Source organism: Pacificoceanicola algae (assembly GCF_049341065.1).
Taxonomy (GTDB): Bacteria; Pseudomonadota; Alphaproteobacteria; order Rhodobacterales; family Rhodobacteraceae; genus Pacificoceanicola.
The window spans coordinates 101,633-115,798 of sequence record NZ_JBMPIX010000002.1; the positions used below are offsets into that span (position 1 = coordinate 101,633).

General features: G+C 60.8%; 14 protein-coding genes and 1 tRNA gene. 12 read left to right on the top strand and 3 right to left on the bottom strand.

Annotation, left to right across the window (positions count from 1 at the left end; all coding sequences use genetic code 11):
* Window positions 1–2: 2 nt before the first annotated feature.
* From ACOYQJ_RS03015 to ACOYQJ_RS03055, 9 genes are all read left to right on the top strand, one after another.
* Window positions 3–998, top strand: coding sequence for an alpha-ketoacid dehydrogenase subunit beta (locus ACOYQJ_RS03015; RefSeq protein ID WP_422904529.1), 996 nt, complete (start codon window positions 3–5; stop codon window positions 996–998).
* Window positions 988–2,268, top strand: coding sequence for a biotin/lipoyl-containing protein (locus ACOYQJ_RS03020; RefSeq protein WP_422904530.1), 1,281 nt, complete (start codon window positions 988–990; stop codon window positions 2,266–2,268). Before ACOYQJ_RS03015 ends, ACOYQJ_RS03020 begins: the two co-directional genes overlap by 11 nt.
* A gap of 17 nt (window positions 2,269–2,285) precedes the next feature.
* Complete coding sequence (locus ACOYQJ_RS03025; RefSeq protein WP_422904531.1) at window positions 2,286–3,716, top strand: NAD-dependent succinate-semialdehyde dehydrogenase; 1,431 nt, start codon at window positions 2,286–2,288, stop codon at window positions 3,714–3,716.
* 8 nt (window positions 3,717–3,724) lie between these two features.
* Window positions 3,725–4,612: a 2-oxo acid dehydrogenase subunit E2 gene (locus ACOYQJ_RS03030; RefSeq protein WP_422904532.1), complete on the top strand. Its 888-nt coding sequence runs from the start codon at window positions 3,725–3,727 to the stop codon at window positions 4,610–4,612.
* Between the two features lie 335 nt (window positions 4,613–4,947).
* Complete coding sequence (locus ACOYQJ_RS03035) at window positions 4,948–5,439, top strand: Lrp/AsnC family transcriptional regulator (protein ID WP_422904870.1); 492 nt, start codon at window positions 4,948–4,950, stop codon at window positions 5,437–5,439.
* Window positions 5,440–5,601: 162 nt separating this feature from the next.
* Window positions 5,602–6,741 (top strand): glycine cleavage T C-terminal barrel domain-containing protein, encoded by a 1,140-nt coding sequence (locus ACOYQJ_RS03040; RefSeq protein ID WP_422904533.1) that lies wholly within the window; start codon window positions 5,602–5,604, stop codon window positions 6,739–6,741.
* 27 nt (window positions 6,742–6,768) lie between these two features.
* The gene (locus ACOYQJ_RS03045) at window positions 6,769–7,218 is read left to right on the top strand and encodes an OsmC family protein (protein WP_422904534.1); all 450 of its coding nucleotides are present in this window, start codon (window positions 6,769–6,771) and stop codon (window positions 7,216–7,218) included.
* A 274-nt stretch (window positions 7,219–7,492) separates the two neighbouring features.
* The gene (locus ACOYQJ_RS03050; protein ID WP_422904535.1) at window positions 7,493–8,893 is read left to right on the top strand and encodes a selenium-binding protein SBP56-related protein; all 1,401 of its coding nucleotides are present in this window, start codon (window positions 7,493–7,495) and stop codon (window positions 8,891–8,893) included.
* A 3-nt stretch (window positions 8,894–8,896) separates the two neighbouring features.
* Window positions 8,897–9,556 (top strand): hypothetical protein, encoded by a 660-nt coding sequence (locus ACOYQJ_RS03055; protein ID WP_422904536.1) that lies wholly within the window; start codon window positions 8,897–8,899, stop codon window positions 9,554–9,556.
* A gap of 141 nt (window positions 9,557–9,697) precedes the next feature.
* On the opposite strand, the gene ACOYQJ_RS03060 is transcribed toward ACOYQJ_RS03055, so the two are convergent.
* Window positions 9,698–10,078 carry a GFA family protein gene (locus ACOYQJ_RS03060; RefSeq protein WP_422904871.1) on the bottom strand — a complete coding sequence of 127 codons (381 nt, stop codon included), beginning with the start codon at window positions 10,076–10,078 and terminating at the stop codon, window positions 9,698–9,700.
* A 97-nt stretch (window positions 10,079–10,175) separates the two neighbouring features.
* A complete protein-coding gene (locus ACOYQJ_RS03065; protein WP_422904537.1) occupies window positions 10,176–10,352 on the bottom strand; it encodes a hypothetical protein in 177 nt (58 codons plus the stop codon).
* 126 nt (window positions 10,353–10,478) lie between these two features.
* On the opposite strand from ACOYQJ_RS03065, the gene ACOYQJ_RS03070 reads away from it, so the two are divergent.
* Window positions 10,479–10,808 carry an arsenate reductase family protein gene (locus ACOYQJ_RS03070; RefSeq protein WP_422904538.1) on the top strand — a complete coding sequence of 110 codons (330 nt, stop codon included), beginning with the start codon at window positions 10,479–10,481 and terminating at the stop codon, window positions 10,806–10,808.
* A 754-nt stretch (window positions 10,809–11,562) separates the two neighbouring features.
* Here the strand turns inward: ACOYQJ_RS03070 and ACOYQJ_RS03075 are convergent.
* Window positions 11,563–11,652 (bottom strand) — tRNA-Ser (locus ACOYQJ_RS03075).
* A 318-nt stretch (window positions 11,653–11,970) separates the two neighbouring features.
* On the opposite strand from ACOYQJ_RS03075, the gene ACOYQJ_RS03080 reads away from it, so the two are divergent.
* Together ACOYQJ_RS03080 and corA are read left to right on the top strand one after the other, a co-directional pair.
* Window positions 11,971–12,795, top strand: a complete 825-nt coding sequence (locus tag ACOYQJ_RS03080) for an SPOR domain-containing protein (protein ID WP_422904539.1) — start codon at window positions 11,971–11,973, stop codon at window positions 12,793–12,795.
* A 184-nt stretch (window positions 12,796–12,979) separates the two neighbouring features.
* A complete protein-coding gene (corA, locus tag ACOYQJ_RS03085; protein ID WP_422904540.1) occupies window positions 12,980–14,062 on the top strand; it encodes a magnesium/cobalt transporter CorA in 1,083 nt (360 codons plus the stop codon).
* Window positions 14,063–14,166: the final 104 nt, after the last annotated feature.

The window sequence follows — 14,166 nt, forward strand, 5'->3', positions numbered from 1 at the left end:
CCATGAGAGAGATCACCCTGTCCCAAGCGGTCAACGAAGCCCTGGCCGAAGAAATGCGCCGCGATGAAACCGTCTTTATCATCGGCGAAGACGTGGCCGAGGCCGGCACGCCCTTCAAGGTCTTGTCCGGTCTGGTCGAGGAATTCGGCACGGCCCGCGTTGTTGACACCCCCATCGCCGAACCCGGCTTCATGGGGCTGGCCGTGGGCGCAGCCATGACCGGCACGCGGCCCGTGGTGGACCTGATGTTCGGCGACTTCATCTTCCTGATCATGGATCAGCTGTGCAATCAGGCCGCCAAGACGCACTACATGTCCGGCGGCAAGCTGAGCGTGCCTTTGGTTCTGCGCACCAACCTTGGCGCCACGCGCCGCTCGGCTGCGCAGCATTCGCAGTCGCTGCATGCCTTGGTCGCGCATATTCCGGGGCTCAAAGTGGCGATGCCCTCCTCGGCCTATGAAGCCAAGGGCCTGATGAAAACCGCGATCCGCGACAACAACCCCGTCGTCATCTTCGAAGACAAGTTGATGTACAACGACAAGGCCCCGGTCCCGGAAGAGGAGTTTCTGATCCCCTTCGGCGAGGCCAATATCAAGCGCGAAGGCTCGGACATCACCCTGATCGGCACCTCGTCGATGGTGCAGGTCTGCGAAAAGGCCGCCGAAATCCTCGCCGCCGAGGGCATCAGCGCCGAAGTCATCGACCCGCGCACCATTGTCCCGCTGGACGAGGCGGCGCTGCTGAAATCCGCCCGCAAGACATCCCGCGTGATTGTCGTGGACGAAGGCCATCAAAGCTATGGCGTGACCGGAGAGATCGCCAGCCGGATCAACGAAAAGGCGTTTTACCATCTCGACGCGCCGGTGCTGCGCATGGGGGCGATGGATGTGCCCGTGCCCTTTAGCCCGGCGCTTGAGGATATCACCGTGCCGACGCCCGAAGGTGTGGCCGCCAAGGCGCGGATGCTGGTTGCCGGGGAGATGATCGATGCCGCTTGACGTCATCATGCCCGCGCTCGGGATGGCGCAGGACACCGGGCTTATCGTTGCTTGGCACAAGGCGCAGGGTGATCCTGTCGCCAAGGGCGACGTGCTGTTCGAGGTCGAAACCGACAAGGCCACGATGGAGGTCGAAGCGCAGGGCGCGGGCTTTCTGACCGATGTCAGTGCCGAGGCAGGCGCCGAGGTGCCTGTCGGCAATGTGATCGCGCGTATCTCGGACAGCGCCGAAAGCAGCGCCCCTGCGCCGCAGGCCAGCGCCGCCCCTGCCCCGTCTTCGGACGATCTGCCCGAAGGCAAGACCGTGATCATGCCGACCCTTGGCATGGCGCAGGACACCGGCCTGTTGGTCAGCTGGCACAAGGCCCCCGGCGATGCCGTGGCCACCGACGATGTGCTGTTCGAAGTCGAAACCGACAAGAGCACGGTCGAGGTCGCCGCTGGCGCAGACGGCTATCTCGCTGCGGTCCTTGCCGAAGCGGGAGAAGAGGTTCCCGTGGGCCAGACCATCGCCATCATCAGCGCCGAAGCGCCTGCCAACCCGATCAGCCGCAGTGCGGCTTCGGGAGCGGCGCCCGTCGCACCAGCGGCCACAAAGGCCGAGGCCCCGCCAGCGCCTGCCGCCGAACCCAAGACCCCGGCGCCTGCCAAACCCGCCCCTGCCCCGTCGGCGGACGGCCGCATCCTGATCTCGCCCAAGGCGCGGCGTCTGGCCCGTGAACAGGGGCTTGATCTGTCGCGGTTGGTGGACGCAGGCCACCCTCAGCCCTTCCATGTGAAGGATCTGGAGGTTCTGAAGTCCCTGCCCGCCCAAACGCCGCAAGCTGCTGCTCAGGCCGCGTGCCGCCTGACCGCCGAGATCGAAACCAGCGGGTTCGCCGAGTTCGCATCCTGGGCCGCGCAAACCGCCAAGCTGACCGACACCGACGCCCTGCTTGCCGGGTTGTGCGCTGCCAGCCTTGGACATCCGGCCGTCGTCGCGGTAGAAAGCTTTGGCGAGACCCGCTGCTATGCCGCCTCTGCGCGGCTGGGTGCGAGCAAAGCCAGCGAGGATGCGCCGCAGATCCGTCTGCGCGACCTGCGCTTTACACCGATTACATCGGTTCAGGTCGGGGGCGAAGAGATCCCCACGCTGACCTTGGCCCGCAGGGGCAATGGCCTGACAATCACACTTGAATATACGAACGGGCACCTTGGCGCAGCCGAGGCGATCGCCCTTCTTTCCAACTTCGCAGGCCGGATCGAAGACCCGCTCCGCCACCTGCTCTGACATTCGGAGACCGACCAATGGACTATACCGATCTCTACATCGACGGCGCCTGGCGCCCAGGCGCCGCGTCCGAGCGTTTCGACGTGTTGAACCCCGCCACCGAAGAGGTCATCGCCTCGGTCGCCTCAGCCGAGATCGCCGATGCCGACGCCGCCCTTGATGCCGCCGAAGCCGCAATGAAGGACTGGGCCGCACGCACCCCGCGCGCGCGCTCGGAAGTTTTGCGCAAGGCTTGGGAGCTGATGACCGCACGGCTTGACGAATTTGCGCATCTGATCACGCTGGAAAACGGCAAGGCCCGCACCGATGCCATGGGCGAGGCCACCTATGCCGCGGAATTCTTTCGCTGGTTCGCCGAAGAGGCGGTGCGCGCCGATGGCATCCTGACCCACGCCCCGGCCTCGGGCGCGCGGATCATGGTGCAGCACAAGCCCGCCGGTCTGGCGGTGCTGGTGACGCCGTGGAACTACCCCGCCGCCATGGGCACCCGCAAGATCGCCCCGGCGCTGGCCGCTGGCTGCGCGGTGATCATCAAACCGGCCTCGGAAACACCGCTGACCATGCTGGCGCTGATGCCGCTGCTCGAAGAGGCAGGCGTCCCCAAGGGGCTTGTCAACGTACTGCCCTCGAAACGCACCGGCGCGCTGGTTGACCACATGCTGCACGACCCGCGCGTGCGTGTCGTCAGCTTTACCGGCTCGACAGGAGTGGGCCGCAAACTGCTTCATTCCGCAGCCGATCAGGTGCTGAAACCGGCGATGGAGCTGGGTGGCAACGCGCCTTTGCTGGTCTTTGAAGACGCGGATCTGGATGTCGCGGTCGAAGGCACGATGCTGGCCAAGATGCGCAATCTGGGCGAAGCCTGCACCGCCGCCAACCGCATCTATGTGCATGAATCCGTGGCCGAGGCCTTTACCGCAAAACTTACCGCCGCGATGAGCGCGCTCAAGGTCGGCGATGGCACCGATCCTTCTGTCGATGTCGGCCCGCTGGTCAATGCCGACACCCGTGACAAGGTCGCCGCTTTCGTGGCCGACGCGGTGGCCAAGGGCGCCAAGATCGAATGCGGCGGCAGCGCGCCGACCGGCAAGGGCTTTTTCTACCCGCCCACCGTCATGTCGAACGTGCCTGAAAATGCCGATTGCGTTGGAGACGAAATCTTTGGCCCTGTCGCCGCCCTCCAGACCTTTACCGATCAGGAGGACGTTATCCGCCGCGCCAATGACACCGAATACGGGCTGGTCGCCTATGTCTTTTCCGAAGACATGAAGCGCGCCCTGCAGGTCTGCGAACGGCTGGAGTATGGCATGGTTGGCCTCAACCGGGGTTTGGTGTCCGATCCGGCAGCGCCCTTTGGCGGCGTCAAGCAGTCCGGTTTGGGCCGTGAAGGCGGGCATGAAGGCATGCTCGAGTTCATGGAAACCCAGTACATTTCGGCCAGTTGGTGAGCGGCGCCATGACCGAGGTAATCGCCGCCCCCTCCGTACGCTCGCTGGCCCGTGAAAAGGGCATCGACATTGAAAAGCTGGCCCGCGATCTGGGCCGCACCACCATCGCCCGAGAGGATCTTTCGGGCGGTGCAGCCCCTGCTCCGGCCCCGGCGCAGAACAACAACGCCGCCTATTGGGATGTGGACCACGCCCAATATGGCCCCGTGACCGAAGAACCGCTGAGCCGGTTTGCACAGGTCGCGGCGGGCAATCTTGGGGCCGCCAATGCGATGATCCCGCAAGTCACCCATCACGATCGCGCTGATGTATCGGCCATCGAAGCCCTGCGCGCCCGGCTCAAGCCCGAGGCGCAGGCGCGCGGCGTAAAGCTGACGGCGCTGGCATTTCAGGTCAAGGCGCTGGCCTGCGCCCTGCGCGATTTCCCACGCTTCAACGCATCGCTCTCGCCAGGCGGCAAGACATTGATCCTGAAGGACTATGTTCACATCGGTATCGCCGTCGATACCGCCCATGGCCTGATGGTGCCGGTGATCCGGGATGCGGACGGCAAGGGCCTGTGGCAGATCGCATCGGAAATCGCCGATCTGGCTGGCCGCGCGCAGGCGCGGAAGGTCGGCCCCGATGAAATGGGCGGCGCCTCGATGACGATCACCAATCTGGGCGGCATTGGCGGCAGTGCCTTTACCCCCATCGTCAACCCGCCCGAGGTTGCCATCCTTGGACTGACCCGGACCGAAAAATCGCCGGTCTGGGATGGCGAGGCCTTCCAACCTGTGCCCATGGTGCCGCTGGATCTGAGCTATGACCACCGAGTCATCAACGGTGCCGAGGCCGCGCGCTTTGTCACCCATCTGGCCGGGCTTCTGAGCGAGCCGCGCCGGATGATGATTTAGCAATCTGATCGCGCCGGAATAGGTCCGCGTGGACTGAGAGGCACGGCACGTGTACCGGGTTCGTCCTGTCAGCCTGCCATCGCCTTGAAAGGGCGGAGTTTGCTCCGCCCTTTTCAATTGGCCAAATCCTCAATCGGGAAAGCCAGCTTTCAAATCACAGCTGCGACGGTTGGATCTGGCCCCTTGCCGGTCCAAAGGCCTATGCCGCTGAAACGAAGGGAATTGTCGCAAATTTCTTCACGCGGGCCTGTATCGCTGTGTAAGAATACAGAAGCGGCATGCATCCGCATGTGACCATCGTTGCCGATGCGGCGTTCAACGAAAGCTTTGGAAAGATGAAAAGACCCGGTCTTGATGCGACGGATATTCGCATTCTCAGCGCGGTGCAGCAGCACGGGCAGTTGAGCAAGACCAAGCTGGCCGAGATCGCCAATATCTCGGCCACCCCCTGCTGGGCGCGGCTGGACCGTCTCAAGGCGGCAGGCTTCATCCGTGGCTACCATGCGGACATCGCGCTGGACCGGATCTGCGATTTCACGCAGGTCATCGTCACCCTGTCCCTGACCCACCACCGCAAGGCGGATTTCGACCGGTTCGAAGCCTGGGTCAACGCACAAAGCGAGATCACCGAATGCGTCGCCACAGGCGGGGGCATGGATTACGTTATGAAGACGGTCTGCCCGACACTCGCCGACTTCCAGATGCTGATGCAGGCCATGCTGGATGCTGAATTGGGGGTCGATCGCTACATGACGTACATCACGACTCGGGTGGTCAAGGCTGGCCGGCCCAATATCGCCAGACTGGCCTCAAGGCCGTCCCTCTGAGGCCCTGCGACCATTCGGACCGGGCCGAGCCAAAAGATCAGCCTGATCGGTCTTGGAACCGGTGAATTTTGGACCGAATATTGCAGCAAAGCGGATCTAAATAAGCGCCATCATCAACCGTTTTCCGGGCCGCCAGCCCGGTGACAGACAAGGGCGCAAACGATGCACGCAGACGACTTTGGCTTTGGCACGCAGATCCGGAAATCCCCCTATTTCGACGCCACAGTGCGTTGGGGCGCACAAGGGTTTTCCGTTTACAATCATATGTATATCCCGCGCGACTTCGGCGATCCGGAACAGAACTTCTGGAACCTCGTGAACGACGCGATCCTGTGTGACGTGGCCGTGGAACGTCAGGTCGAGATCACCGGCCCGGATGCCGCGAAATTCGTCCAGATGCTGACCCCACGCGATCTGTCCAAAATGGCTGTCGGCCAGTGCAAATATGTGCTGATCACAAACGCGCAGGGCGGCATTCTGAACGATCCGATCCTGCTGCGTCTGGCGGAAAACCACTTCTGGATCTCGCTGGCGGACAGCGACATTCTGCTTTGGGCCCAGGGCGTCGCGGTGCATTCCGGGCTTGACGTACAGATCGGCGAACCCGATGTTTCGCCGCTGCAACTGCAGGGACCGAAGTCGGGCGAGATCATGCAGGCGCTCTTTGGCGACGAAATCATGGATCTGAAATACTACTGGCTGCGTGAAGTCGATCTGGATGGCATTCCGCTGATCGTGTCGCGCACCGGTTGGTCGAGCGAGCTGGGCTATGAGCTGTACCTGCGTGACGGCACCCAGGGCGACGCGCTGTGGGAACGCATCATGGCGACCGGCATGGCCTTTGGCCTGAAGCCCGGCCACACCTCGTCGATCCGGCGGATCGAGGGCGGGATGCTGTCCTATCACGCCGACGCGGACATCAATACCAACCCTTACGAACTGGGTCTGGACCGTCTGGTGAATCTCGACATGGAGGCCGATTTCATTGGGAAGGCCGCGCTGAAGCGCATTCAGGCCGAGGGCGTGCGCCGCACTCAGGTGGGCCTGATCATCGATGCCGAGCCGCTGAAAGGCCCGAATACGACCTTCTGGGCGATCAACAAGAACGGCTCCGAGATCGGCAAGGTGACCTCTGCGATCTATTCGCCCCGGCTGGAGCGGAACATCGCTCTGGCGATGGTGTCGGCCGATCATGCGCATATCGGCACCGAGATCGAGGTCTTGCTGCCCTCGGGTCCGACCTGCGGCACAGTGGTCGAGCGTCCGTTCTACGACCCCAAGAAAAAGCTCGCCGCCGCATAAGCGGTCCGGCCCCTTGGAACCTGACAGATGTCCGATCTTGCCATCGAACTGAACTGGCAGCGCGCTGAGCCTGCCTTTCAGCCCGGCCAATACAAGGCCGAGCACACCGTGCGCTACAACGCCAGCCACGAGATCCAAGTGGACGCCGCCCCGGATTGGGGCGGCATGCCGGAAAATACCAACCCTGAGCAGGCGCTGGCCTCGGCGCTGTCCAGTTGCCACATGATGACCTTCCTCGCCCTTTCAGCCAAGGCCGGCTGGCCGGTCGCCGGGTATCAGGATTACGCCGTGGCGCATCTTGGCAAGAACGCCCGCGGCCAGATGTCAGTGACCCGCATCGACCTGCACCCGGTGGTGCGCTTTGATGCGGGCTTTACCCCCAAACCGGACGAGTTGGAGGAAATGCAAGACCGCGCGCATCGCTACTGCTTTATCGCCAATACGCTGGCGGACAGCGTCGAGATCAACATCCTGTAGTTGGGAAAAGCCCCGGTAAAACAATCCAATAGCGTATAGATGCGGGACCGGCGCAAGGCGCATTTGGCAAGTCACACCGCTCCGGGGCCACGTCGCATTGACGCGATCCCGAGGGCACCTTCGGCATAGATACGGAAATCTGCCCGGTGCGGATAAACACCCACACTGAGAAAACACTCAAATCACTTATCCAACTCTGCAATCTATGACAGAGTGACCCGAAGGCATTCGAGGAAACACATTACGAACGACAAAACTTAAGGGAGGAAAGACTGTGAACCTGAGACCGGACCCTACATTCCACGCAACCCCGAAACTCGCGATGGAGGCCCCGGCGGAAACGCTGGCCTTCACGCTGATGCTCAGCCCGGACGGATCGGAGCCCGATGGACTGGCGGTGGTCGATGTTGATCCGACATCCGACAGCTACGGCCAGATCGTCCACCAGCTGATCATGCCGAACAAGGGCGATGAGTTTCACCATTTTGGCTGGAATGCTTGCTCTTCGTCGCTCTCGCCGCTTTCGGGTCATGCCTTTCTTGAACGGCGTTATCTGATCATTCCGGGCATCCGGTCCTCGCGCATCTACATTATCGACGTCAAGGACCCGCTGAAGGCGAAGATTCACAAGATCATCGAACCCGAGGAGGTCTTTGCCAAGACCGGCTATTCCCGCCCGCATACGATCCATTGCGGCCCCGAGGGCATCTATGTCAGCACTCTGGGCGGTGGCGGCGCGGACGGCACGGACGGACCTCCGGGCATCTTCATCATGGATTGCGAAAGCTTCGAGATCCTTGGTCGCTATGAAATGGACCGCGGCAAGCAGGACAAGCACTATGACTTCTGGTGGAACCTGCCGCGCGACTACATGGTCAGTTCCGAATGGGGGCTGCCACCGCAGTTTGAAAACGGCATCGTTGCCGAGGATCTTCTGTCCAACAAATACGGCCACTCGATCCATTTCTGGAACCTGCGCCAGCGCAAGAACGTGCAGACCATCGACCTTGGCGAGAACTACCAGATGGCGCTGGAAATCCGCCCGGCGCATGACCCGTCGCGCGACTATGGGTTTTGCGGCGTCGTTGTGGACACGACCAATCTGCAAGGAGCAATCTTTACCTGGTGGCAGAAGGACGATGGCACGTTCGAAGCGAAAAAGACCATCACCATCGACCCGCGCCCCGAAAAGCCGGAAAACCTGCCGCCGCTGTTGCAGGGGTTCGAAGCGGTGCCGCCGCTGGTAACCGACATCGATCTGAGCCTTGATGACAAGTATCTTTATGTCGCTTGCTGGGGGCTGGGTGAGATGCACCAGTACGACGTTTCCGACCCGATGAATCCAAAGCTGGCCGGCAAGGTTGAGCTTGGCGGCATTGCACGCGGAACGCCGCATCCCAACGGCAAACCTTTTGCCTATGGCCCCCAGATGGTCGAGATCAGCCGCGACGGTAAACGCGTCTACTGGACCAACTCGCTGTATTCCACTTGGGATGACCAATTCTATCCCGGTGATGACGGCGGCCAGATGGTCATGGCGCAGGTGGGCGACAATGGCGGGCTGACGCTGGCAGAAGATTTCTACGTCGAGTTTCCGAAGGGCTATCGCAGTCACCAGATCCGTCTGGAGGGCGGCGACTGCTCGACCGACAGTTTCTGTTACCCCTCCGTCTAAGGCGTGGCGAATGTTGATACGGCGGCGGCCCTTTGGTGGGCCGTCATCGCCTCGGGTCTTTACCACGGGGTCAATCCCGGTATGGGCTGGCCGCTGGCGGTTTCGGCGGCGCTTATGGAGCGCTCGCAGTACAGTCTTTACAAGGCTGTGGGGGCGCTGGCGCTTGGGCATCTGCTGGCCATGGCGGCGATCCTGTTCCCCTTCGCCGCGCTTCTGTTCCTTGTCGAATGGCAACGCGAGATCCAGATCGGAGCTGCCTGCCTGCTGATCGGGTTGGGGCTGTTCCTGTTGATCAAACGCCGCCATCCGCGTTTTCTGGCGCGGGTGCCGCCGTCACGGCTTGCCCTTTGGTCTTTCCTGTCGGCAATGGCACATGGCGCGGGGCTTATGCTTGTGCCGATCTATCTGGGGCTTTGCCGGACCGTCGAAACCGATGCCGGTCACGCGGCGGCGGCAGACCTGATGACCGGCAACGCAGGGATCGCCCTCGCCGTTGCCTTGGTGCACACCGCGACCATGACGCTTGCCGGCGCGATTCTGGCTATCGGTGTGTATCGCTGGCTGGGCCTGCGGTTTCTATCGCAGAGTTGGTTCAACCTTGATGTGATGTGGGCGTCCAGCCTGCTCATCGTGGGGGCACTATCGCTGATTGTGGCGTTGTAACACGGCCTTCATCTAGGATTCAGCGGATGAAGCCCGCCCCCAGGATCATGATGGGCCGCGCCCGAATGGCAGATACGCCAGCCTTCGTCGCAGGACGGCAACATGCAAAGCGACCAAGGCCCGGTTCAAACCGAGTAAAGCTCAGTCCTCGTCATCGCGATTTCTGTCGAAACGCTCCGTCTCGGGAAATGGCGGCAACCAGGCTTCGCGGCGCGTAACCCAAAGTTCATAGGTAGGCGTAAATTGATCCGGAGCATCAAGCGATCCGAGGTGCAGTTCAAGCTCGCCTTCGCTGCGGGAAAAAACCGAAGAGCCACAGATCGGGCAGAAAACCCGCCCTTCGTAGTCGCCTGTTTCGCCGTCGATCGTCACGGCCTGCTGTGGGAATATGGCTGAGGCGTGAAACAACGCGCCGTGGTGTTTTCGGCAGTCCATGCAGTGGCAAACACCAACGCGGAGCGGCACGCCCGATGCCTCAAAACGCACTTTGCCACATAGGCAACCACCAGTGACGCGGTCCATCATCGGTTTCCTCGATAATCCTGCGGACCCGAGACCTCTTCCTGAAAGTGCCGGATCCTGAAGTTGAACAAGCGAAAAAACGCGGTGGCTTTGCGCTTCACTTCTTGTCGCGGGCGTTTTTCTCTTCTTTGGTCAACTTGTTGTTCCAGACGTTGTTGCTCAAACCCAGCTCGGCTGGCAGGGGTTTGGTTTTTCCAACGCTGACCTTGCCGCCCTTGTTCAGAAATTCCTGAATAAGCGCGTCATCCGTTGTTTTCTTGGGGACATGTTTCATACCAACATACCTACCCGCCAAAGCGCCGACTTGTCACGCCCGATCTGGATCGTGAGACGATCGATTTGGTTGCTTTTGCGCACCGAAGCGTGAGAGTGCAAGATCATCGCCAAAGGAGATCGCAACATGATCATTTATGGATTGAGCACCTGCGCAGTTTGCCAAAGGGCCCGCAAGGCCTTGGAGGCAGAAGGCAAGGACGTCAGTTTCCGCGACATCCGGTCTGAGCCGCTGAGTGCGTCAGAATTGGCCGAATTGGTTGTAGAGTTCGGCGATCGGCTGGTGGATCGAAAGTCGAATGACTACCGCGCGCTCAATGATTGGTTGAAAAACTCAGAGGCAGAAGCGCAAATTCAGGCCCAACCCAAGGTGATGGCCCGCCCTGTGATCCGCGATGGAAACGCGTTTTATCTGGGCTGGGATGAGGCGGTCCAAAAAGCTTTGCTTCCGGGCTGATACCGCGACCTTCGGCGACTTCCCCTTGCCTTGCCGAAGATGCTCCTACGCGTAAAGACGGCGAGCTTGCAGGTCCGCCTGAAGGCGAGTGGGTTGCAGTCATGGGGCAGCACCAGTCGTTCTGAATGCCCTGTTCGGCTTGACTGTCATCGCATCCGCCAACGGCCTCGATGAGGCCTTCAGCTTTAGGATCCCGAGCCAAGACGTACGGGCTTCCGCGCCCTCGTTCAGCCTTGTCGAGCTGATAAGCCTCCATTTGCTGGGGATCACGGCTCCTTTCCTCAGGGGGACGCAAGCTCCGTCTTTAGCCTTGGTACAGTTCCCCCAGAATCTTTCAAATTCGCCGCATCATTGAAACCATAAGCATACCGCATGGTCCCGCCCCCGCTTGGTCACATCGAACCAATCCGGCTGGACAAAAAAACCGGTCGCTCCGGATCGTAGGTCAGGGCGTTAAGAAATTGCAGGCCCAGGCCTGCGTCATAGCGCAGGCCTATCCAGCCTTTGGTTTCTGTCGGCTCGCCCGGTTGTTCGAGCTAGTCGCTCTTGCCGCCAAACGGACGAAAGGTCGCTTTTTCGATGCGCCTGTCCCGTGGCTTCTCGCACCAATCAGGCGCTTATCGCTAAACCTTTTTTCGGTCTGATCGCACTCAGACAAGTAGGTACTGCCAACGTGTGTGGTGCATTGGGCGGAAGGAGCTTGGTATCCAAGAAAATCCAATAAAAACAATGATTTGCCAAATCATGCCAATATTGGCGGAGGCTCAGGGATTCGAACCCTGGGGACGCTCTCACGCCCAACGGTTTTCAAGACCGCCGCATTCGACCACTCTGCCAAACCTCCGTCTTACGGCTAGATAGCCGCCTCTGATTGATTCTAAAAGCGCACGGTCAAGGGAAAATCCGCGCAAAGCGCACCTGCAGGCTTTTCATGTGTGCTGCAAAAGGTTAGTGTAGCTTCAAATGGGCCGAGAAGTGCCCAATTGAGGCAGTAAAGACCGGGGCAAGAAAAAATCCCGGCTTGGTTCGCGGCAACGTCCGCGCATATAAAGGCGAGAGGCACGAAATGAGCAGGTGGACCTTGGAATTCCGCAGCAATACGCTGCGCAATTCGGTGCTAATCTTAGGATTTTTCGCATTATCAGCTTGCGCGGATGGGCAGATGCCGTCGTTCCTGCAAGCCAAATCGGGCGGCGGCGAGGCTGAAGTCACGCGCGCCGCATCCAGCGATTTCGGCGGCGAAACGATTGAGCGCGACATTGAAGCGCCAGAGATTTTCAAAGCCACCGAAGCAGGCCTTTGGGACGGACGGCCCTCGTTGGGCGGTGTCTGGGTGGCGCATCCCGATGTGGATGAACCGGGCCGCGTGATCATCCGCAACGAACAGAACGGCAAATTCGTGATTGGCGCCCTGTTCCGCCGTGAACGGCAGTCGCCCGGTCCGCGCCTTCAGGTGTCGTCGGATGCTGCGGCCGCGCTCGGTATGCTGGCGGGTCAGCCGAACAATCTGAACGTCGTGGCGCTCAAGCGCGAAGAAGTCGCCCCGGCCCCTGAACCGATGGCCGAGCCGGTGGCGATGGAAGGTACGATGCCAGCCGCGCCGGACGTTGTCGAAGGCGCCCTGGACCCGGTCGTTTCGGGCGCAGCCGCTGCAATTGAAACTGCCGCGCTGGCGCCGTCGAAACCCGAAGCTGCACCGGCTGCCGCGCCCAAGCCCGTCGTTGCTGCCCCTGCCCCGGCGAAACCTTCGAAACTGAGTAAGCCCTTTATCCAGATCGGGATTTTCAGCGTCGAACAGAACGCCAACAACACTGCGACAGCGATGCGCCAGGCGGGCATGGTTCCGACAGTGAAAAAGCACAACTCGAACGGCAAGGTCTTTTGGCGTGTCGTGGTCGGCCCGGCGCAGGATAAGCCTGAGCTTTCGGCCCTGCTGACCAAGATCAAGGATACCGGGTTTACGGACGCTTACGCCGTCTCCAACTGACCGCTTCAAATGCAACATCAACGGCCTCTTCCGCCATCGCGGAGGGGGCTTTTTCTTTGGAAGCAAGGCCGCCGGTCTGGCCCTTCCAAAACCTTCAATCGCCGCGCGCATCAAGGTTCTGGTGGCATCCAGACCCACAGGCGCCTATCGTTCGCGAAACCCATGTTTTGAGAAGAGACGTGTTTTGAAACGGAAATCGGCGTTGGTCAAATCCACGCGTAAATCCCCGCCCGGCTCGGCTCCGGGGCAGCTGACTGTCGGGCGCTCGTCCGGGGCGCCAAACATACGGGTCATGGCTTTCGGCCCGGATCGCATACTGGATCAAACCGTGACCAACGTGTCCGCCATCGTTGATCTACGAAAGGACTTTCCGGTCATTTGGGTCGATATCGTGCAATTCGGCGATACCCAGCTGATTTCTGACGTCGGCGAAGCGTTCGGGCTGCACAAACTTGCCTTGGAAGATGCGGTCACCTCGCATCAGCGGCCAAAGGTCGAAGAATATTCGGATCATCTGTTTCTGGTTGCCTTGATGCTTGACGGGCAAGGCTCGATCGACACCGAACAGGTCTCGTTCTTCCTTGGGGATGGCTATCTCATTACCTTTCAGGAACGGCCCGGCGATTGTTTCACCCGCGCCCGCGACCGGATCACAAATGCCAAGGGCCGCATTCGCAGCGCCGGGTCGGACTATCTGTGTTACGCCTTGCTGGACGCGATCATTGACGGCTACTTTCCTGCCCTCGAACGCCAGGGCGACATTCTTGAAGCCCTGGAGGACCGCGTTGTGCGGTCACCTGAGCTTGGCAACATCGCAGAGCTTCATGACATGAAGCGCAATCTTTTGCTTTTGCGGCGGGCGATCTGGCCGCATCGCGAAATGTTCAACAATCTGGTGCGCGACGAACATGATTTGATTGCCCTCGAGACCCGGCCGTTCCTGCGGGACTGCTATGACCACACCATTCAACTGATGGACATCGTCGAAACCTATCGCGAGATCGCGTCAGGGTTGGTCGACGTCCATATCTCCAGTGTGAGCATGCGGCTGAATGAAGTGATGAAGGTGCTCACGCTGGTGGCGACGCTGTTCATGCCGCTCAGCTTTATCGCCAGCCTCTATGGGATGAACTTCGACCGCACGGCCTCGCCTTGGAACATGCCGGAATTGGGGTGGTATCTGGGCTATCCCTTTGCGCTCCTCCTGATGGTCGGCTCGGCCGCAGGATTGCTCTGGTACATCTGGAAGAAGGGTTGGATGCGCTAGGTCCGTTGCGACCGGGGATCAGACGCGCATCCTTGACAGACCAGCCTTATGATTACGAGCGCAAAACCCCGCCGCCTGCGCGTGACAGCCCCGCCGCAATCGGC

Bases quoted from the DNA above. Each gene is read 5' to 3' on its own strand.
- ACOYQJ_RS03015 (WP_422904529.1), top strand. From the start codon at position 3: ATGAGAGAGATCACCCTGTCCCAAGCGGTCAACGAAGCCCTGGCCGAA.
- ACOYQJ_RS03020 (WP_422904530.1), top strand. From the start codon at position 988: ATGCCGCTTGACGTCATCATGCCCGCGCTCGGGATGGCGCAGGACACC.
- ACOYQJ_RS03025 (WP_422904531.1), top strand. From the start codon at position 2,286: ATGGACTATACCGATCTCTACATCGACGGCGCCTGGCGCCCAGGCGCC.
- ACOYQJ_RS03030 (WP_422904532.1), top strand. From the start codon at position 3,725: ATGACCGAGGTAATCGCCGCCCCCTCCGTACGCTCGCTGGCCCGTGAA.
- ACOYQJ_RS03035 (WP_422904870.1), top strand. From the start codon at position 4,948: ATGAAAAGACCCGGTCTTGATGCGACGGATATTCGCATTCTCAGCGCG.
- ACOYQJ_RS03040 (WP_422904533.1), top strand. From the start codon at position 5,602: ATGCACGCAGACGACTTTGGCTTTGGCACGCAGATCCGGAAATCCCCC.
- ACOYQJ_RS03045 (WP_422904534.1), top strand. From the start codon at position 6,769: ATGTCCGATCTTGCCATCGAACTGAACTGGCAGCGCGCTGAGCCTGCC.
- ACOYQJ_RS03060 (WP_422904871.1), bottom strand. From the start codon at position 10,078: ATGGACCGCGTCACTGGTGGTTGCCTATGTGGCAAAGTGCGTTTTGAG.
- ACOYQJ_RS03065 (WP_422904537.1), bottom strand. From the start codon at position 10,352: ATGAAACATGTCCCCAAGAAAACAACGGATGACGCGCTTATTCAGGAA.
- ACOYQJ_RS03070 (WP_422904538.1), top strand. From the start codon at position 10,479: ATGATCATTTATGGATTGAGCACCTGCGCAGTTTGCCAAAGGGCCCGC.
- ACOYQJ_RS03080 (WP_422904539.1), top strand. From the start codon at position 11,971: ATGCCGTCGTTCCTGCAAGCCAAATCGGGCGGCGGCGAGGCTGAAGTC.